The sequence below is a fragment of the Sulfurovum sp. genome (genome assembly GCF_036568385.1).
In the GTDB taxonomy this organism is placed as follows: Bacteria; Campylobacterota; Campylobacteria; order Campylobacterales; family Sulfurovaceae; genus Sulfurovum.
Genome location: NZ_DATCSP010000076.1, coordinates 47,230 through 66,443, shown reverse-complemented (window position 1 = coordinate 66,443; position 19,214 = coordinate 47,230). Strand labels below are relative to the sequence as shown.

Here is a 19,214-nt window from a genome sequence, read left to right as displayed (position 1 = left end):
GCCATAGACATACTCGCGCAGTTCTGAAAATTCAAAGCCTTCACCCTGAAAGATGGAGGCGTTGTTTCCCAGCATGTCGCCGTAGACCTGTTTTTTGGTTTTAAGGATGATCTTCTTCACTGCTTTGTTCAAATCTACCCTCTCTTCTTTTTGTCTTTAAAGTGTATCTTCATTCTGAATGTTTTATCTACTTTTCTAGAAAAGTAGGCAAAAGTCGTCGACCCTCTCCAACCGCTTCGCTTTCAAGGGCGTTCGGGCCGACATTTATGTATTAAGGGATCGGCACTGCTGCCAGGATCTTTTCGATGATCTCATCCTGTGTGATCTCCTCTGCCTGCGCCTCATAGGAGAGTATGATGCGGTGACGGAGGATCTCTTTGGCGATATAGGCTATCTCGAGCGGCGACACATAATCCTGCCCCTTCAGGTAAGCGATCGCACGTGCGGCCTTGTACATGTCGATACTTGCACGGGGACTCGCTCCGAACTCTATGTAGGCTTCAAGCTCCTCAAGCCCATACGCTTTGGGATCACGTGTCGCGGCGATCAGTTCGATGATATAGGCTTCCACCTCTTCATCCATATGCACCTGAAGTACCTCTTCCCTGATCTTATTGAGATCCTCGATACTTGCTACCTGCTGGATCTCTCCGAAACTGTTGTTCGCAGCACGTCTTGCGATCTCCAACTCCTCTTCTTTCGTGTTATAGCCGACCACCACTTTCATCATGAACCTGTCAAGCTGTGCTTCAGGAAGCTCATAGGCACCCTCCTGTTCCACGGGGTTCTGCGTCGCCATGACCAAAAAAGGAAGCGCTATCTTGAAGGTCTCATCTCCGATGGTCACCTGTCTCTCCTGCATCACTTCAAGCAGTGCGGACTGTACCTTTGCAGGCGCACGGTTGATCTCGTCTGCAAGCAAAAGGTTCGTAAAGATAGGGCCCTGTTTGATCTTGAAGGTATTGTTGGAGGGATCATAGATCTCTGTACCGATAATGTCAGAGGGAAGAAGATCAGGGGTGAACTGTACCCTTTTAAAATCCAGGCCGAGTGTTTTGGCCAGGGCATTGACAGCAGTGGTCTTGGCAAGTCCGGGAACACCCTCCAGCAGTATATGTCCGCGGCAAAGTAATCCTGCCAAAAGTCCTTCGATCATCTTGTCCTGTCCTACAAGCACTTTAGAAATCTCTGTTTTGATGTTTTCTACGATTTGACTCAAATTACTCTCCTGCATTTTTATCTAAAAAAGTATACTTTTGTGAGGTTAATTGAAGGTTAATATTATGACCCCTGCTTCAAATACCCCATGGCTGTGGCGATGATGTCATCATCGTCTTTGCTCCGTGATTTGAGTACCACTCTCTCTTTGTTCTCATCTATGAACTCTATAAAGACATTTTCACCGTAGGAAGAGACTTTGGAGATGCCCTGCTGTCTTGCCAATACTTTCATGACGATCACATCGATGAACTGTCTGGTGATCACATCGAGCTTCCCGAAACGGTCTGCTATCTCTGTTTCTATCTCGTAGACCTCCCCCGTGGTTTCACAGAGCGAAAGACGACGGTACAGCTCCAGACGCAGCCTGTCCTCTTCTATCAGTTCTTCGTTCAGATAGGCGCTGATGGAGAGCTTCATGTCGATGTTCTGTGCCACTTCTTTATCTTGCCCGGAGAGCTCTTTGATCGCATCTTCCAGCATGCGCAGATAGAGCGAATACCCTATCTGTTTGATATGCCCGGACTGCGCTTCCCCGATGATATTCCCTCCGCCGCGTATCTCAAGGTCATGGAATGCCAGTACGGCGCCGCTTCCCAGGTCCGAATGTGATTCCAGTGCGAGCAGACGGCGTTTTGCATTGTCCGTCAAACGCTCTTTGTCCGTGACCATGAAGTAGCAGTACCCCTCTTTGGCCCCGCGCCCTACACGCCCGCGAAGCTGATGCAGGTCTGCGATACCGAAATTGTCCGCCCCGTCTACGATCATCGTGTTCGCATGCGGCATGTGTATCCCGGACTCCACGATGGAGGTAGAGAGCAGCACATCATACTCGCCATCACCAAAGAGCATCATCTCATCCTCTGTCTCTTTGGCAGAGATCTTGGAGTGCAGCACCGCGATACGCAGTTTGGGAAGTATCTCCAGGAGTTCTTTCTTTTTCTCTTCTATCCCTGCGATGGAATTGAAGACATAAAATATCTGGCCGCCTCGCCGCATCTCACGGAGTATGGCCTCCTTGATGACCTTATCGTCATAGCTCTTGACAAACGTACGGACACCTTGTCGTTCCGTAGGCGGTGTGAGGATCTCGGAAAAGGACTTCACTTCGGAGAGTGCCAGGTTCAAGGATCTTGGGATCGGTGTGGCGGACATGGACAGCAGATGCACATCGATGGAGATCTCCTTGAGCGCCTCTTTCTGTTTGACACCGAACTTGTGCTCCTCGTCGATGATGACAAGCGCCAGGTTCTTAAACCTGGCTTTCAGCAGGGCATGTGTCCCTACCACCACATCGATGGTCCCCTCTTCCAGCCCTTTCAGCGTGGTATTTTTCTCTTTGGCCGTAGAAAACCTGTCGAGTTTGGCTACTCTGATGTCATGCCCGTGAAAACGCTCTTTGAGGCTCTTGTAGTGCTGTGAACTGAGCAGCGTCGTAGGAGCTATCATCATCGCCTGGTAGCCGTTTTTGACCGCCACGAACATGCCGTTCATCGCGACTTCCGTTTTACCGAATCCCACATCTGCAGAGAGGAGTCTGTCCATCATCCTGCCGGAGCTCATATCATCAAGCATCTCGTTGATGGCACGCTCCTGGTCCTCTGTATGCACAAACCCGGCCTCTGCCATAAAGATGGCATGTTCTTCCATGTTCCGTTTGAGTTTGATACCTTTTTTCAAATGGCGCTGTGCCGAAAGGTTGATGATCTGTGATGCGATGGCAAAGAGTTTCTCTTTGACCTTGGCTTTGAGCTTTTTAAAGCTGGCTTTACCCAGCTTGTCAAGTACCGGCAAGGCGCCGCCTTCGGCTACATAACGGTCGATCACTTCAAGGCTGGAAACAGGAATCAGCAGTGCGTCCTCATTCTGGTAATGCATCACAACGAATTCGCTGGTGGCTCCCAGTACATCCCGCTTCTCTATGCCTTTAAAAATACCCACTCCGTAATTCTCATGTACCACATAGTCACCCGGTTTCAGCTCATCCAGTACCAGTGTGGCTTTTTTTACCTTTTTGCGTTTCACCGGTTTATTGAGCGAAAGGATCAGTCTGTCTGCACCTAAAAGGTTGACGATACCTTCCTGGTAGACGAACGTGACATTCTCGAAAGAACTCAGTTCGGAACCACGTACGATGCTCTCATTTTTGGCAAGGATCGTGATCTTTTTATCTTGATGTGCCTCTAAAAGCTTGTTGGGGTCCACTGCTTCAAGATCACGGTATTTCTTCCCTTCCGGGATGGACGGCAGCAGAAATGATTTCCTCGGAACAAGCGGCTCATCCAGCTCATAGATCTCTTTCAGTTCCTCATCCAAAGCGGAAGCCGCTACTGCTTCAAAGACATCCAAAGCACTTTCCGCCAATTCATCCAGGTGCCACAAGCCAAGCGAATCTATGTCTTTGACAAAGGTGTCGTAAGGACTCCGTTCCACTCTGTTCCTGAGTGCCTCATGCTGGGTATGGTCCAAAGCTAAAAATGCAGGTGTGAAGGTCAAAGACTCCAACTCGTCACTGCTGCGTTTCTGTGTCCCCTCGTCATAATGCTGGATCGTCTCCACTTCCTCATCAAACAAAGAGATACGGCAAGGCTTATCCGCACCTATGGGGAAAATATCTATAATGTCTCCGCGGAAAGAGACCTCTCCATGGCTTACCGCCACATCGGTGAAATGATATCCCCACTGATACAGGGTATCTTTCAGTTCCTGCAGATCCAGGGTATCACCGAACTCTATGGAGCGTGACGCAAAAAGTTCAGGTTTTGGGAAGGGGATCAGCAGCGTTCTCAAAGGCGAAATGAGTATCTTTTTCTTGCCGCTGGTATAAAAAGAGGCCAATTGGAAAAATAGCAATTGTACATCTTCACTATAGGCACGCAGGTCTTCACCCACGCTCACGCGAAGGTCAGGCAACACGAAAGCATCGAACCCGAGCAGCACTGCCACATCCCGTATCTGTACCGCCTCTTTGTCATCCTTGCAGATCAGCAGTTTTTCTTCTTTTAGCGTTTCGAGGTATTCATATATATTACTTTGGTACATGGATCTTCTTTTTCATCTGATTTAAAAATGCTTCTACGACATAAAATGAACCAAATACCAGGTACTGCTCATCTTTGTCTATCTTGCTCTCAAAATAGCCATATGCTATGCCTACTTTTTCCAGTGCTTTTTCTATCTCGCCTAGAGTCGTAGCCCTTTGTGAATGGATAGGGATGATCTCTACACGTTTTACTTTGGGCTTGAGTATCTTTAACACCGCTTCATAATCCTTGTCATCAAGACTGTTATAGATCAGCACCACCTTTTCATCCAAGGCCTTGGCTATGGCCTCTGCGGCCAAAGGATTGTGTCCTACATCGATACGGATATTTTCTGTGATCGGATAGAAACGTCCAAAAAGTTCGAGGGTACGCAGATCATCGATGTCGTAAGCAATATCCAGAATATCCAAAGCCTGCAAGGCCACAGAAGCATTCTCTATCAGATACGCTCCCCAGGATCTCTCTTTTGCAATCGCCTTCAACACCTTCACGTTTTGGGTCGGAGATCGATGCAGATAGAGTTTGGCACCCTTCTCCTCTGCGATCTTCTGGGCCACATCCAGCACCTCATCATAGACCTGCGGGGCCAGCAGCACCTGCTTTTGTATACTGCGTATCTTTGTGCCAGCGATCTCCTCAATGCTCTCACCCAGAAACGCCTGATGGTCTATGCCTATAGGCGTGATGACCGAAAGTGCCTTGTCACAGACATTGGTCGCATCGAATTCCCCGCCCAGTCCTGCTTCCAGGACCATCAGGTCGCACGGTTCGAAGACCATAAAAGCCAGGAGTGTTGTATACTCAAAGTAGCTCAAGCTCTCACTCATCTCTCTGCCCAGGATCGCAAAAAGTTTCTGATGCGCCTTCTCAAGTTCTGCATCCGAACTGTCACTGCCGTTGAGCCAGATACGTTCATTGAACTTTAAGATATGGGGTGAGGAAAAATGTCCGACCGAAAGACCGCTTCTGTGTGCCAGATGTGCGATGATACGCCCGGTGGAACCTTTACCGTTCGTCCCCACGATATGTACCGTTCTTGGCTGTGTGATATGCGGCTTCAACACCCCATACGCACGATGCACACGCTGATGGTCTATCTCTTTGTAATAAAGAGGTTTTTCTGCAAGAAAGGTAGTGAAATCAGGTATCATCCATCCTCTTTTAACATCCCTTTGGCACTCACATAGGCCAAAAATTCATCCAGGGCTTTTGCCATACCTAGTCGGATCGCTTCTATCCTGAGTGCAGAAGTGTTCACGGAACTCTCCTGAATATCCGTTTCAACAATCGTAGAAATAGTTTTTTTGACCTTGCCCTCTTTGGTCACCATGTCAAAATGCACTCTGATATTTGCACGGTAGCGTGTCACATAACCATTTTCATACGAAAGCGGGATGAACGTACTCCCCGCATAAGAGATCCGTATCTGGCTCTGCGCCTCTTCTTTTTTGACCACACGCCCTTTAAAACGTGTATAGACCATGCGATTTACTTCATCTTTGATAAAAGGAGCATTCTCCGGTTCTGCTCTGTCCACCAGTACTTCCACATAGACGGTATCTGCAAAGACATTCCTGATCGCATGGGAAGAGGGTTTGTATCCGCAGGCCGTGAGCAGTACCACTGCTACAATGAGTAATGCGTAATGAGCAATGAGCGATGTTTGTCTATTTCTCTTTAAAAAACCTTCATAATACGGTGTCATCATTTCTCATTCCTCATTTATTTTATCATTAAGAGGCTGGTTTGACGGCCAAGTTGACCAATTTATTCGGTACCACGATCTCTTTGACGATACACATACCTTCAAGCCATTTTGCTCCGGCTTCTTTGGCGGCAGCCAGGATCTCCTCTTCTGTGGCAGAAGGACCGACCTCTATCTCCGTACGCTTTTTACCGCCTATCATCACCACATACAGCACGCTCTCCTGTACAAAGACCTCTTCTTTCACTTCAAGCGCATCTTGCAGGTTTTTACGGTCGAACAGCGCTTCACTGAGCTCCGTTGTCACATGGGGAATGATGGGTTCAAGCAGGTTCAGCATAATGTACATACCCTCGGTCCATACAGCGCCATCCTCCTGTTTGTCTAGTGCATTCAGGGCTTCCATGCAGGCTGCTATAAGGGTGTTGAAGGCAAAGGTCTTCTCATAGACATCCGTCGATTTCTGCAGCGCTTCATAGACTTTAACACGTGCCAGTTTGGACGCTTTGCTCAAGCTTCCCTGATCGATATCAGGCAAGGTATCTTGTGTGACCTTTTCTTTTCTCTCATAGAGTTTTTTGATGAACCTGAACGCACCCTCGACCGCCGAGTCGTTCCACTCGAGCTCTTTGGCCGGCGGTGCGGCAAAAAGGGTAAAGAGTCTGGCCGTATCCGCACCATACTTTTCCACCAGGGCATCCGGATCTACCGTATTTCCCTTGGATTTGCTCATTTTCGCTCCGTCCATCAGTACCATCCCCTGTGTCAAAAGCCTCTCGAACGGCTCATTGATATCATGGTAACCAAGGTCACGCAGTACTTTCGTAAAGAAACGTGCATAGAGCAGGTGCAGGATGGCATGCTCGATCCCGCCGATATACTGGTCGACACCCAACCAGTAATTCGCTTCTTCCCTGTCTATACCCACTTCATTCCATTTTTTCGGATGGGTCGCATAACGGAACTGATACCAGCTTGACTGCACAAAGGTATCGAGGGTATCTGTCTCGCGCAGAGCCGCCTGGCCACACTTTGGACACTCACAGTGCTTCCATGTAGGATGGTTCTCCAGAGGATTTCCCTCGCCTGTGATCTCTACATCTTCAGGCAATGCGATAGGAAGGTTTTCTATCTTTTCAGGTACGAGCCCACAGTGCGTACAATGCACGAACGGTATAGGTGCTCCCCAATAACGCTGACGGCTCACACCCCAGTTTCTCAGTTTGAAGTTGGTCGTACCTCTCCCGAATCCAGCCTCTTCGAACATCGCAATGATCTTGGCCTTGGCTTCGTAATTGCCCAGTCCTGTAAACGCTGCAGAATCCAGCAGTTCCCCTTCAAGCGTGTAGGGAAGTGCTTCCCCTCCGCTAATGACCCTTTTCACCGGAAGGTCATATTTGCTGGCAAACTCAAAGTCTCTCTCATCATGTGCCGGTACAGCCATGACCGCACCGCCCCCATAAGAGGCCAGTACGAAGTTCGCCGTCCACACCGGTATCTCTTCCCCCGTAAGCGGATGGACCACAGAGATGCCGAGAGGATACCCCTCTTTGTCCGCCTGTGCCCTTTCGCGCTCTGTCATGTTGGCGATGTGCGTGATCTTCTGGGCAATATCCTCATCCAGCAAGCCATGTTCGACAAGATACTTGGTGATAGGATGTTCTGCCGCCAGTGCTGAGTATGTGACGCCGTAGATCGTATCGGGGCGTGTGGTAAAGACAGTGTATCTCTCAAATGTTCCACCCAGCTTTGCTTTGCTGGCCTCGCTCAGTTCGAACTCGAACTCCAGTCCCTGGGATTTACCGATCCAGTTGCTCTGCATTGTCAGTACCTGTGAAGGCCATTTCCCTTCCAATTGTTTGAGATCGTTAAGCAGGTCATCCGCATACTTGATGATATCCAGGTAGTATCCAGGCATCTCTTTGAGCTGTACTTCATTGTCACAACGCCAGCAGCACCCCTCTTCAACCTGTTCATTGGCCAGCACCGTATGACACGATTCGCACCAGTTCACCGTTGTAGACTCACGGTAAAGCAGTTTCTCTTCGAACATCTTGATGATAAATTCCTGTTCCCACTTCGTATAGAGCGTATCGCAGGTGGCAAATTCGCGTGTCTTGGAAAAAGAGAGCCCCAGAGCGTTGAGCTCTTTTCTCATATAGTCAATGTTCGCATAGGTCCACTCTTTGGGATGGCGTCCGTGTTTGATGGCAGCATTCTCCGCAGGCATACCGAACGCATCCCAGCCGATAGGGTGCAGTACGTTGAAGTCCTGTTTTCTGTAGTAACGTGCAAAGGCATCCCCGATAGCGTAGTTGCGCACATGCCCCATATGTAAACGTCCGGAAGGAAAAGGAAACATGCTCAAGATGTATTTTTTCTTTCTGGTTAAAGCATCATCCGGCTCAAAAGCCTGCTCTTCGTCCCATTTTCTCTGCCATTTGGCTTCAATCTCACTTGGATTGTAACTCATTGTTTCTCGCTTCATTGTTGTGATTATTTATTTGAGGGGATTATATCCAATATGGGGTTAGAGATGAATTGAGACATCCTCACCCCTTTCTCCCGTACGTGACAGGGGAATACCGAAGCCTCTATTGAAAGGTATTGCACTGGCGGATATCTCCGGACCTTAATCCTCTTCTGAACCATTCTACACGCTGCTCTGCGCTTCCGTGCGTAAAAGCATCCGGCCTGACCGTCCCTGTGGATCTTCTCTGCAATGTATCATCACCGATCGCACTGGCTGCCCTTAGCGCTTCCTCCACATCTCCCTCTTCCAGAATATTAAAACGCTTGTGTGCATGGTGTGCCCATACACCAGCATAGCAGTCAGCCTGGAGTTCCACCCTGACCTGCAATGCGTTGGCCTTCTGGGTGTTGCCCCATTGCTGTTTGGCTTGCTGTACTTTTGCCAGTGTGCCCTGCAGGTTCTGGATATGATGTCCTATCTCATGCGCCAGCACGTACGCCTGTGCGAAATCACCGGGGGCATCATGCGTTTTTGACAACTCATCAAAGAAACTGAGGTCCAGGTAGACCTTCTGGTCTGCGGGGCAGTAAAACGGGCCGACCGCCGAGTTGGCAAATCCGCATCCGCTCTGTGTCCCTCCGCGGTAGAGGACCATCACGGGTTCCCTGTAGCCAGGCAACTCTTTTTTCCACACATCTTCCGTACTTGCCAGCACCGTTGAGATAAATGCCGCATTTCTATCATCCTCTGCCTGGTCGATCGGAGCTGCGGGGGTACCGTTCATGCCTAGCATGGAAAGCGGATTGAATCCGCTCATATATGCCACCACACCCAGGCCAATGATGGCCCATCCCAGTTTCGTTCTGAGCAGGGGTCTGATGATGGGCCAGAGCAGCATAAGGGTCCCCCTGGAGGGCATACCGCGTCCGCCGCCGGAAGCAGCCCTTCTGTCATCCACATTGGAACTCTTTCTGCCGCCTTTCCATTTCATGGGCATTGCCTTTTTAAATTCTGTTTTATACTTTCAATTATACCAATCACAAGTAAAATTTAACTACAATAATAGCAATAAAACCAAGGAGTTTCTTTGTCTTTAGCTTTAGCAAGAAAATACCGGCCTGCCACCTTTGATGACCTCATCGGACAAGAAGCAGTGTCACAGACGCTCTCTCTTGCGCTTGAAGGGAACAGACTCTCCCACGCCTACCTTTTTTCGGGGCTCAGAGGAAGCGGAAAAACCTCTACGGCACGTATTTTTGCGAAAGCACTGCTCTGTGAAAAAGGCTCCACGTCTCATCCCTGCGGCACATGTACACACTGTGTCATGGCGATCGAGAACAGCCATATGGATATCATCGAGATGGATGCCGCAAGCAACCGCGGGATAGATGATATCAAAGACCTCATCGAACACACCAAATACAAACCCAGCTCTGCACGCTACAAGATCTTCATCATCGATGAGGTACATATGCTTACCCCTCAGGCCTTTAATGCCTTATTGAAAACCCTTGAGGAGCCGCCGGACTTTGTCAAGTTCATACTGGCCACTACCGATCCGTTAAAACTGCCGGCCACCATACTTTCGCGTACCCAACATTTCCGGTTTAAAAAGATCCCCCAACCGCTCGTGCTCAAACATTTGGAACACATCCTGGACCTCGAGAACATCGAGTACGAGAGAGACGCGCTTGACATCATCGCGCGTTCGGGAGCAGGAAGCCTGAGGGATTCTCTGACATTGCTGGATCAGGCCATTGTCTACTCCAAGAACTATGTAGATGTCAATACGGTTACGGGAATGCTGGGTATTATCGAGCCGAGTCACCTGGAGCAACTGCTCTCCGACATCATGCAGAAGGACACCGCAAAGATCCTGGCCTTTATCAAAACGGCTGCAGACTACGAAACGGAGATGATCCTTGATGAGTTTACCCTCTATCTCAAAGAGCTGCTTTTAAATGAAAAAAGCCGTTTGAACCCTATGATCATAGAGCGTTTCTTCAGGATCATCGCAGAATCAAAGTCCTTGCTCTCCCTGGGAAGTGACGGCGAATTCGTGCTCTCTCTGTCTCTCTTTAAAATGATGGAGGCTCTGGAGATCAAAGATATAGACACGATGATACGTGGCCTGGAGCAAGAGCTCAAAGGGGTTGAGATCTCGGAGATCATGGTAACCTCTGAAAAGAGCGCGGTATCTGAAGGGGTGACGGTCATTACAGAAGATGAAATAGTCTCCTCGCTTCCCGTACAGAAACAAAAAATGGCCTCAGACATACAAAACACGCAGGAAACGATAAGCAAAGCAGAAGCAGCTGTCATGCCTGAAGCGCCGGTAGCTTCCTCTGAGATCACAGAAACACCCGTCACAGAAGAGGAAAATGATGCAGGGGCCAAACCCGCTGTTGAGCCCGGAGAGATGCAGGGGTCTATCCCTACACAGGATGTGGAAGCATCCATGAGCGAACCTGCAGCAACACAGCCCTCTGCACCCGCTGCAAACCCTCAGCAGAAAGCCTTTGATGCACTTGTCCGTAAAATTTATGACAGGAATTATGACGTAGGTGCCTGCTTCGAGCGCAATATCACCTTTGAAAGTTTTGCCGACAACCAGCTCACATGGGGTTCTACGGCGGAAGGTGAAGATAAAAAAATGCTCGTCACACATTGGGGGCTTATCAATATGTTCGTCAAAGATATGTTTGGATTTGACACCAAGATCATCAATAGGCCTAAAAAAAAAGTTGACACACCAAACGTAGAAGAAGCAGCACCTCCGGCACAGGAAGCACCTGCACATCAGGATGCGGATTCAGCTTCCATGATAGAAGATATTGAAATGAAAAGTTCCTGTATCGCCCCCGAAGCGGGAGAAACAGAAGCAGCAAAAGAGAAAGACCCTTCCACTCTGCTACAAGAGCCTATGATCAAAGAGGCCATTGCCCTGTTCGATCCAAAGAAGGTCAGGATCAAACGTAACAGCTAGGCAGGCGCTTAGTCCTCCATCCATGCCTTTGTGACTATCTTCGGTTTGTCCTCATAGATCTTGATCTTTTCAGCCCCTACACAGCGCCCGTCATCATCGAGTTCAAACACCACCATTTGCAAAAGCGCCTTGCATGCATCAGGCACATCAAAATGTCCCCCGATCCCGGTAAGCACCCGTTTGATCGGTACCGCACTGTCCATCCCTATCACGCCGTCGTAGCAGCCTGTCAGTCCCACATCTGTCACATAACAGCACCCGTCCCTTACCTGCAGGTCATCTGTGGCCACATGGGTATGGGTACCGATGATCGCGGATACCTCCTCTTTGAGCATATGCAGGAGCGCCTGTTTTTCTGAACTGGCTTCTGCATGCATATCAAGGATGATATGTTTGATCCCCTGTGTCTTCAGCTCTTTGACGACCTCCATGATCATGGTGAACGGGTTGTCTGCCATGGGCATGGTATAGTGTCCCATAAGATTCAGAATGGCAGTTTCATGCCCTGATATGGTCGTTCTGTAGATACCCTTCCCGGGTGTTTCCTTCGGGTAGTTCATCGGGCGGATCAGCGGATAGGTGTCAAAGAGTGTGAGTATCTCTTTTTTGTCGAAACTATGGTTCCCTCCGGTCATCATATCGATACCGTAGCCCAGCAGTTCAGTGCAGTTCTTCTCTGTCAGACCAAAACCGTGGCTGGCATTTTCATAATTGGCTATCATGAAGTCCACAAAATGCTCTTGTTTCAGACGCTTCAGATGACGTTTGATCATCAGGCGTCCGGGTTTACCTACGATATCGCCAATAAACCCGATCTTCATATTTTAAGCTCCTTGGGAAAATACACTTAGCGTGATTTTCCGGCGAACGGCAATAAGGCACTTGCCCAGGTCAATCCCCCGCCGAAGGTGTCAAGCAGCATCAGATCGCCTGTTTTCAGTCTGCCAGACTCCCAAATATCATTCAGTGCCATAGGTATGGAGGCCGCGGAAGTATTTCCGTATTTACCGACGGTAAGTACCACCTGTTCGTCTCTCATCTTCAGCGCATCCCCTACTGCCTTGATAATACGGTAATTCGCCTGGTGCGGGACAAAATGCGGAATATCATTCGCATCGATCTTATTTTTGGCAAGTATCTCTTTGACATCTTTTGTCAAAGTCTTGACTGCCAGTTTAAAGGTTTCATTTCCCTTCATTTGCACGAAATTAAGCCCCTGATCGATCACTTCCTGGCTCGCAGGATGGATCGCTCCGGGTGCCGGTGTCACCAAAAAGTCCGCATAGGACCCGTCTGCGCTCGCATGGATATCGATGAATGCTTCGTCCTTATTCGACGTGGCAGAGATCACCGCGGCACCTGCACCGTCTCCGAACAAGATACAGGTACTTCTGTCTGTATAATCCACCACGGAAGAGAACTTCTCTGCTCCCACCACCAGTACATTTTTCTTCATGCCCGATTCAATGAACGCTTTGGCGATCGTGAGGAGATAGACAAATCCGCTGCATGCGGCAGAGATATCGAACGCCTGCACATCCCTGATACCGATCTTGTCCGAAATAAGACAGGCAGTGGAAGGCATGTTGAAATAATCAGGCGTGACGGTTGCACAAATGACCAGATCTATCTCATCTTTTGCTATACCCGAACGTGCTATTGCCACTTCGCATGCTTTGGCAGCCATATCACTTGTATACTCATCTTCTGCAGCTATATGACGCTCTTTTATACCCGTACGCTTGACGATCCATTCATCTGTGGTATCTACCATCTTTTCAAGATCTGCATTGGATAGGATCTTTTCAGGCACGTATGCCCCTATAGACCTGAATGCCGCGTATATGGGTTTTACTGGTGACATAGTTGTCCTTAACGAATAAAATAAAGTCTGCTATTTTACCATAAATTTATAAGTTTTAAGGAGTAAGAGTGCTTGCAGAGTGGTCTAAGGTACCGAGATACCTTAGACCTATTTGTTATCAGAGAGAAGTGTTTCGATGGTTTTATTTACATCCGACTTGGTATAGCGTATCGCCTGAAATATAGCATTTTTGATGGCTTTGGCATTGGAACTTCCATGAGAGATGATCGCACATCCGTTGACACCCAAGAGCGGTGCGCCTCCGTACTCTGCATAGTCCACCTGCTTTTTCATATTGCCGAATACTTTTCTTTTCATCATCAATGCACCGATCTTTGCCGGAAGCGATTTGCGAATGTGCTGTCTCATCAGTGTGAAGATCGTGGAGACAACCCCCTCACTGGTCTTAAGTAAAATGTTACCGGTAAACCCGTCACATACGACCACGTTCACACTCCCGTTAAATATGTCACGGCCTTCCACATTGCCCACAAACCCCTTAAGTCCTTTGAGCAGCTTAAATGCCTCTTTTGTTAAGGCATTCCCTTTCGAGTCTTCCGAACCATTGGATAAAAGCCCTACTCTGGGAGAAGGTATCCCCAGGATCGTCTGCGCATAGGCTTCACCCATGGCACCGAACTCATAAAGGTTTTGAGGGGTACAGTCCGTTACGGCACCTACATCCAATACCAATGTTTTCGTGGCGATCACACTGGGCATCAATGTCGCAAGTGCCGGCTTGGAGATATGCGGCAAACGGCCTATACGCAAAGTGGCAAGGGTCATGGTCGCACCGCTGTGCCCGGCGGACACCACTGCAGATGCTTCTTTTTCCCGTACCAGCTCTACCGCTTTGAAAATAGAGGAGTCTTTACGTTTCAATGCATTCGTCGCCTGATCGCTCATAGAGATCACATCTGAAGCTTCAACGATTTCAACTTTGTCTGCGTAATAGGGGGGAAGGAAAGAGCGTATCTCTTCTGAATTACCTACTAGAATAGGGAGGAATTTTTCTGTTTCCAGTGCTTGGACCACACCTTCTATGATAGGCTCAGGACCAAAGTCCCCGCCCATTGCGTCAATCGCGATTTTGATCATTAAGATTACGCTTTAGTTTTTTTGTACTCACCAGTGGTCATGTTCATGTGGTGAGGCATTCTCCATGTTCCGTCTGCATCTTTTACAGGCATTGGGAGTGTCAATTTGTAGTGTGTTCTTCTTTTTGCTGATCTTGTGTGACTCACACGTCTTTTAGGTACTGCCATTTTTTGTCCTTTATTACAATTTTATTTAATATTCTACTTCAAAATCTTCATCACTATTGTTACAAGTGTCACAATAGTTATAAGTACTCTTAAATGTATTTATTTCGCTCTGTAGTATGTACGACATATCTATTTCGCCATCTAAGAACTCAATTATATCTAAATCATCTTTATCTTCGGATATGATATCACTGAGCTTAAGCTGCAGACCATTGTCTATATCATAGCTGTAGGTCTTCCCGCATCTATCACATGACAATTCAATACTGCCGCTCATCTTCGCATCCAAGATCACCTGATGATAACCGCTCTTCTTTAAAGTCCCTTCAAGCCTCACACCTTCTAATTCAAATTCAACAGGTGTAGGTGTGGAACCTATCTTATCAAAAACTATTTTCACAGTTTTTTACTTAGTAAATTTCTCTCTGTGCAAAAAAGAAGTTGATTTCATTTGTAGCATTTTCAACAGAGTCACTTCCGTGTACTGCATTGGCATCGATACTGTCCGCGAAATCAGCTCTGATCGTACCCGGCTCAGCTTCTTTTGGGTTGGTAGCACCCATTAGCTCTCTGTTCTTGGCCATTGCATTTTCACCCTCAAGTACGGTTACAACTACTGGACCGGAGATCATGAAATCTACAAGATCCTTGAAGAAAGGTCTTTCTGCGTGGATCGCATAAAATGCTTCAGCATCTACACGTGAAAGTCTTGTTTTTTTCGTTGCTGCAATTCTAAGTCCTGCTGCTTCAAATCTAGCCAAGATCTGACCTACTACATTTTTAGCTACTGCATCAGGTTTGATGATCGATAATGTTTGTTCCATGCTATATTCCTAAGCGATAATTTACTTCCAAATGAAATTCAGTGGATAGTATTCGGACGGAATTCTACCTAAAATTGTATTAAAATAAGTTTATGTTTTGAGAGAATTAAGAGGGTTTTATCGAGACTACCAGGAGGTAGTCTCGTATAAAGTAATAGATTAGTCTTCTACTACTGGTTTTCTAGCTTGTCTATCTTCGATTGAGATATCAGCTCTTGATGGCATAACTGCATCAGCATTTTCCATAACGTAAGCTTGACCATCGATATAGTTCTCTCCGTTAAAGTGATCTTTATAATCTTCTGTAAACGGCATATCCCAAGTGATACAACCTTCCGTTGGACATGCTTCAGCACATGCCGGAGAATCAAAGTGATCTACACACTCAACACATTTGTCAGGATACACATAGTGGTATTCCTCACCCGTTGGATTATCATCCTCGTCTACGATCGCTTCTACTGGACATTCGTCAATACAAGCTGCACAGTTGATACATGTATCATTAATAATTACTGCCATTCTAATTCCTTTATATTTAGATTTCAAACTATAGCTAAAGATTTTTAAAAAATACTTTAATCCCTATAAAATTTATAGGTAAAAAAAAGGCGTTCCCTTTTTACACGTTTTAGACGATCAAAGCCCTAAATAGCGCTTGATCTCCTCAACTCTAGGTGTCTTTTCCCAGGTAAAATCATCATCTTCCCGGCCGAAATGACCATAGGCTGCTGTTTTTCTGTAGATCGGTCTCAACAGATCCAGCTCTTCCATGATACCTTTGGGTGTCAGATCGAACAGTTCTGCGACGCAGGCTGAGATCTTCGCTTCTTCTACCTTTGCCGTACCGTGCGTATCTACATAGATAGAGACCGGCTTGGCAACACCGATGGCATAGGCGATCTGCAAGGTTGCTTTGTCACATGCACCCGCTGCCACCAGGTGCTTCGCTACATATCTTGCGGCATAGGCTGCCGAACGGTCTACCTTGGTAGGGTCCTTACCGGAAAAAGCGCCTCCGCCATGCGGGCAGGATCCGCCGTAGGTATCTACAATGATCTTTCTTCCTGTCAGTCCGGCATCTCCTTGAGGTCCGCCGATGACAAAACGCCCCGTAGGATTGATGTGATAGGTGATATCGTCAGACATCAGTTCCTCAGGTATCACCGCTTTGATAACCTCTTCAAGTACCGCTTTTTGTACCTGTTCAAGTGTGACTTCAGGATGATGCTGCGTTGAGACCACGATCGTATCGATAGCCACAGGCTTGCCATCCACATATCTGACCGAAACCTGCGCTTTTCCATCAGGGCGCAAGAACGGGACAGTACCGTTTTTACGTACCTCAGCAAGTTTTGCTGTGATCTTGTGTGCCAGCAGGATAGGCAGAGGCATAAGCTCTTTGGTCTCGTTACAGGCATAGCCGAACATCAGCCCCTGATCTCCCGCACCTATTTCTCCACACGATTTATCGACACCCTGGTTGATATCCGGGCTTTGTTCGCCTATACCGTTCAGTACACCTGCGGATCTATAGTCGAACCCGTAGCTTGCATCGGTGTACCCTATCTCTCTTACGACTTCCCTCGCGATCTCCTGCATCGGTGCATACGCTGTCGTCTTTAACTCTCCTGCAATAACACAAAAACCATTACTCAGTAACGTCTCGCAGGCCACTCTGGCCTGAGGATCTCTTTCGATGATATAGTCAAGTATAGCATCTGAGATCTGATCAGCCATTTTATCGGGATGACCCTCGGTTACCGATTCACTTGTAAAAATGTATTCGTTAGCCATTTTTTAACCTTTATTTGTTTTCTCCTTGAGTATAGGCAGCACCCATGCTCAATTCCTCTCATTGAAGCTTCACCTTGCGGTTCAGAGAATATTTGAATTTTGTTCACTGTCACTGAACTTAAAAAAAATATTCGAAATATCTTTTTTAAATCCAATTTCATATTGTAGGGACAGACCCCTGTGTCTGTCCAGGAATCAGAATGATTTCCATGGGTTGAGACAGGGCTGAACCCCTACACTATCTTTTTTGCCAATTGCTCCGGCAATATACCCAACGACTCTTCTACCAGTTTTGTATTTCCGTGTGTGATAAAGGCATCACTGTATTCAAAGGTAGTGACTTCGATATCTTTGATCCTGTTTTGGCTTAAAAACTCCAGAATGGCTGAACCTACACCCCCCTGGGCTGCAGAATCAGAGAAAACAAACCATTTTTTGTAGGTCTTGCTGAGTTCTGTAAGCATTGTAGCATCAAGCGGCTTCACAAAACGCAGATCCAGGATCCCGACGTTTTGATCGACCAGTGCGGCAGTCTGTTCTGCGCGGCCTACGCCATTCCCGTAGCCTATGAAGAGTATCTCTTCCCCCTCTTTCAAAAGTACAGATTTCCCAAGTTCATACGCCGGGCTCTCTCTGTCTTCCGCCAGGAAGGGGCCTCTGGGATACCTGAACGCACAAGGATGGTCAAAGTCTTTAGCGAACTGCATACAGAGCTTCATCGTTGTTTCATTATAAGGAGCCAGGAGCGTCATGTTGGGTATTCCTCTTAGGTAAGAGATATCAAAGGCCCCCTGGTGGGTCTCTCCGTCCTCCCCTACGATACCTGCTCTGTCCAGAGCGAACGCCACACCCAGGTCCATCAGTGCTATATCATGGATCACCTGGTCAAAACCGCGCTGCAGGAAGGTAGAGTAGATCGTGCAGAAAGGTTTAAATCCTTCCTTTGCCAGAGGTCCCATAGAGGTCACTGCGTGCTGTTCTGCGATCGCTACATCCCAAAAACGTTTCGGATATTTTTCAATGGCAGCACTCAGCCCTGTCCCGCTTGGCATCGCTGCGGTCACACCTACCACTTTTTCATCTGCATCTGCCAGTTCGACCAGCATATCGGAAAAAATGGCCGTAGCCGCTTTGGCACCGTTTTTCTTAGGAGCCATACCGGTTTTAAGATCAAAAGCACTTACCCCATGCCAATGTTCTTTGGTCCCCTCTGCGATCTCATAGCCTTTCCCTTTAATGGTCTGTGCATGGATCATTACCGGTTTGCCCAACGCTTTGGCCACTTTCATCGTCTCGATCAAAGACTCAATATCATGTCCATCCACAGGACCGATATACTCTATACCCATCTCTTCGAACAGGATACCCGGTGTGATCAGCTTGAAAGACTCTTCAAATCTTTTTGCCATATAGGTTGCGCCTTCGGGCAAATGCTCAAGGAGTTTTTCTACTTTACCCTTGAACTTCTGATAGAATGAACCTGCCATCGTTTGGGAGAGGAGTTTGGAAATAGCCCCTATGGGCTTGGCGATACTCATTTCATTGTCATTGAGTATGATCACCACAGGGTACTTTCTGTCACCCAGCTCATTCAGTGCCTCGTACACCATACCGGCACTCATGCTCCCGTCACCGATACATACGACCGGAATACGTTTTTCACCTTTGAGTGCAATCGCCTTCGCAGCCCCCACAGCCAGAGAAATGGAAGTAGAACTGTGTCCCGCCACATAATAGTCATATTTGGACTCTTTGGGCTTCGTATAGCCGCAGATACCGCCAAACTGGCGCAAGGTGTCGAACTGCTCCCATCTGTCCGTTATAAGTTTATGTGCATACGCCTGATGGCTTACATCAAAGATAAAAGGGTCTTTCTCTACATCGAAAACCTTGTGCATCGCTACGATGAGATCCGTTGCACCCATAGTGGAACTCAGGTGTCCGCCATTTTTACTTACTGTTTCCAATATCTTTTGTCGGATATCTTCTGCCAAAGTATTGAGTTCTTCTATGGAATATGCTTGTATATCTCTCATCT

At 47.6% G+C, this 19,214-nt stretch carries 16 protein-coding genes; 1 reads left to right on the top strand and 15 read right to left on the bottom strand.

All coding sequences use genetic code 11. The features are described from left to right. Nucleotides 1-271: 271 nt before the first annotated feature. The 6 genes from VIM88_RS08145 to ypfJ form a co-directional block, all read right to left on the bottom strand. Nucleotides 272-1,219, bottom strand: a complete 948-nt coding sequence (locus VIM88_RS08145; protein WP_331862393.1) for a MoxR family ATPase — start codon at nt 1,217-1,219, stop codon at nt 272-274. Nucleotides 1,220-1,281: 62 nt separating this feature from the next. Beyond that, complete coding sequence (mfd, locus tag VIM88_RS08140; RefSeq protein WP_331862392.1) at nt 1,282-4,260, bottom strand: transcription-repair coupling factor; 2,979 nt, start codon at nt 4,258-4,260, stop codon at nt 1,282-1,284. Continuing rightward, entirely contained in the window at nt 4,247-5,413 is a 1,167-nt protein-coding gene (locus tag VIM88_RS08135) for a bifunctional folylpolyglutamate synthase/dihydrofolate synthase (protein ID WP_331862391.1), read from the bottom strand. Before VIM88_RS08135 ends, mfd begins: the two co-directional genes overlap by 14 nt. Continuing rightward, on the bottom strand, nt 5,410-5,970 hold the full coding sequence (gene lptE, locus VIM88_RS08130) for an LPS assembly lipoprotein LptE (protein ID WP_331862390.1): 561 nt from the start codon (nt 5,968-5,970) through the stop codon (nt 5,410-5,412). Before lptE ends, VIM88_RS08135 begins: the two co-directional genes overlap by 4 nt. Nucleotides 5,971-5,995: 25 nt before the next feature. Beyond that, entirely contained in the window at nt 5,996-8,440 is a 2,445-nt protein-coding gene (leuS, locus tag VIM88_RS08125) for a leucine--tRNA ligase (protein ID WP_331862397.1), read from the bottom strand. Between the two features lie 121 nt (nt 8,441-8,561). After that, complete coding sequence (gene ypfJ / locus VIM88_RS08120) at nt 8,562-9,431, bottom strand: KPN_02809 family neutral zinc metallopeptidase (protein ID WP_331862389.1); 870 nt, start codon at nt 9,429-9,431, stop codon at nt 8,562-8,564. 96 nt (nt 9,432-9,527) lie between these two features. Here ypfJ and VIM88_RS08115 point away from each other — a divergent pair, with 96 nt between their 5' ends. After that, on the top strand, nt 9,528-11,426 hold the full coding sequence (locus VIM88_RS08115) for a DNA polymerase III subunit gamma/tau (RefSeq protein WP_331862388.1): 1,899 nt from the start codon (nt 9,528-9,530) through the stop codon (nt 11,424-11,426). 8 nt (nt 11,427-11,434) lie between these two features. Here the strand turns inward: VIM88_RS08115 and VIM88_RS08110 are convergent, their stop codons facing one another. The 9 genes from VIM88_RS08110 to dxs form a co-directional block, all read right to left on the bottom strand. Further along, nucleotides 11,435-12,247 carry a TIGR00282 family metallophosphoesterase gene (locus tag VIM88_RS08110; protein ID WP_331862387.1) on the bottom strand — a complete coding sequence of 271 codons (813 nt, stop codon included), beginning with the start codon at nt 12,245-12,247 and terminating at the stop codon, nt 11,435-11,437. A gap of 26 nt (nt 12,248-12,273) precedes the next feature. Continuing rightward, nucleotides 12,274-13,290, bottom strand: coding sequence for a beta-ketoacyl-ACP synthase III (locus VIM88_RS08105; RefSeq protein WP_331862386.1), 1,017 nt, complete (start codon nt 13,288-13,290; stop codon nt 12,274-12,276). A 108-nt stretch (nt 13,291-13,398) separates the two neighbouring features. Further along, nucleotides 13,399-14,388 carry a phosphate acyltransferase PlsX gene (plsX, locus tag VIM88_RS08100; RefSeq protein WP_331862385.1) on the bottom strand — a complete coding sequence of 330 codons (990 nt, stop codon included), beginning with the start codon at nt 14,386-14,388 and terminating at the stop codon, nt 13,399-13,401. Between the two features lie 5 nt (nt 14,389-14,393). Beyond that, complete coding sequence (rpmF, locus tag VIM88_RS08095; RefSeq protein WP_331862384.1) at nt 14,394-14,555, bottom strand: 50S ribosomal protein L32; 162 nt, start codon at nt 14,553-14,555, stop codon at nt 14,394-14,396. A 25-nt stretch (nt 14,556-14,580) separates the two neighbouring features. After that, on the bottom strand, nt 14,581-14,955 hold the full coding sequence (locus VIM88_RS08090) for a hypothetical protein (RefSeq protein ID WP_331862383.1): 375 nt from the start codon (nt 14,953-14,955) through the stop codon (nt 14,581-14,583). 10 nt (nt 14,956-14,965) lie between these two features. After that, nucleotides 14,966-15,379: a nucleoside-diphosphate kinase gene (gene ndk, locus VIM88_RS08085; RefSeq protein ID WP_331862382.1), complete on the bottom strand. Its 414-nt coding sequence runs from the start codon at nt 15,377-15,379 to the stop codon at nt 14,966-14,968. A gap of 159 nt (nt 15,380-15,538) precedes the next feature. After that, nucleotides 15,539-15,901, bottom strand: a complete 363-nt coding sequence (locus tag VIM88_RS10225; RefSeq protein ID WP_414717482.1) for a 4Fe-4S dicluster domain-containing protein — start codon at nt 15,899-15,901, stop codon at nt 15,539-15,541. A gap of 117 nt (nt 15,902-16,018) precedes the next feature. Continuing rightward, the gene (gene metK, locus VIM88_RS08075) at nt 16,019-17,176 is read right to left on the bottom strand and encodes a methionine adenosyltransferase (RefSeq protein ID WP_331862381.1); all 1,158 of its coding nucleotides are present in this window, start codon (nt 17,174-17,176) and stop codon (nt 16,019-16,021) included. Nucleotides 17,177-17,409: 233 nt separating this feature from the next. Next, nucleotides 17,410-19,212 (bottom strand): 1-deoxy-D-xylulose-5-phosphate synthase, encoded by a 1,803-nt coding sequence (gene dxs, locus VIM88_RS08070; protein ID WP_331862380.1) that lies wholly within the window; start codon nt 19,210-19,212, stop codon nt 17,410-17,412. Nucleotides 19,213-19,214: the final 2 nt, after the last annotated feature.

What these genes read in the sequence shown, in the direction of transcription:
- mfd (WP_331862392.1), bottom strand. Translation starts at nt 4,260, where the DNA reads ATGTACCAAAGTAATATATATGAATACCTCGAAACGCTAAAAGAAGAA.
- VIM88_RS08135 (WP_331862391.1), bottom strand. Translation starts at nt 5,413, where the DNA reads ATGATACCTGATTTCACTACCTTTCTTGCAGAAAAACCTCTTTATTAC.
- lptE (WP_331862390.1), bottom strand. Translation starts at nt 5,970, where the DNA reads ATGATGACACCGTATTATGAAGGTTTTTTAAAGAGAAATAGACAAACA.
- leuS (WP_331862397.1), bottom strand. Translation starts at nt 8,440, where the DNA reads ATGAGTTACAATCCAAGTGAGATTGAAGCCAAATGGCAGAGAAAATGG.
- ypfJ (WP_331862389.1), bottom strand. Translation starts at nt 9,431, where the DNA reads ATGAAATGGAAAGGCGGCAGAAAGAGTTCCAATGTGGATGACAGAAGG.
- VIM88_RS08110 (WP_331862387.1), bottom strand. Translation starts at nt 12,247, where the DNA reads ATGAAGATCGGGTTTATTGGCGATATCGTAGGTAAACCCGGACGCCTG.
- VIM88_RS08105 (WP_331862386.1), bottom strand. Translation starts at nt 13,290, where the DNA reads ATGTCACCAGTAAAACCCATATACGCGGCATTCAGGTCTATAGGGGCA.
- plsX (WP_331862385.1), bottom strand. Translation starts at nt 14,388, where the DNA reads ATGATCAAAATCGCGATTGACGCAATGGGCGGGGACTTTGGTCCTGAG.
- rpmF (WP_331862384.1), bottom strand. Translation starts at nt 14,555, where the DNA reads ATGGCAGTACCTAAAAGACGTGTGAGTCACACAAGATCAGCAAAAAGA.
- ndk (WP_331862382.1), bottom strand. Translation starts at nt 15,379, where the DNA reads ATGGAACAAACATTATCGATCATCAAACCTGATGCAGTAGCTAAAAAT.
- VIM88_RS10225 (WP_414717482.1), bottom strand. Translation starts at nt 15,901, where the DNA reads ATGGCAGTAATTATTAATGATACATGTATCAACTGTGCAGCTTGTATT.
- metK (WP_331862381.1), bottom strand. Translation starts at nt 17,176, where the DNA reads ATGGCTAACGAATACATTTTTACAAGTGAATCGGTAACCGAGGGTCAT.
- dxs (WP_331862380.1), bottom strand. Translation starts at nt 19,212, where the DNA reads ATGAGAGATATACAAGCATATTCCATAGAAGAACTCAATACTTTGGCA.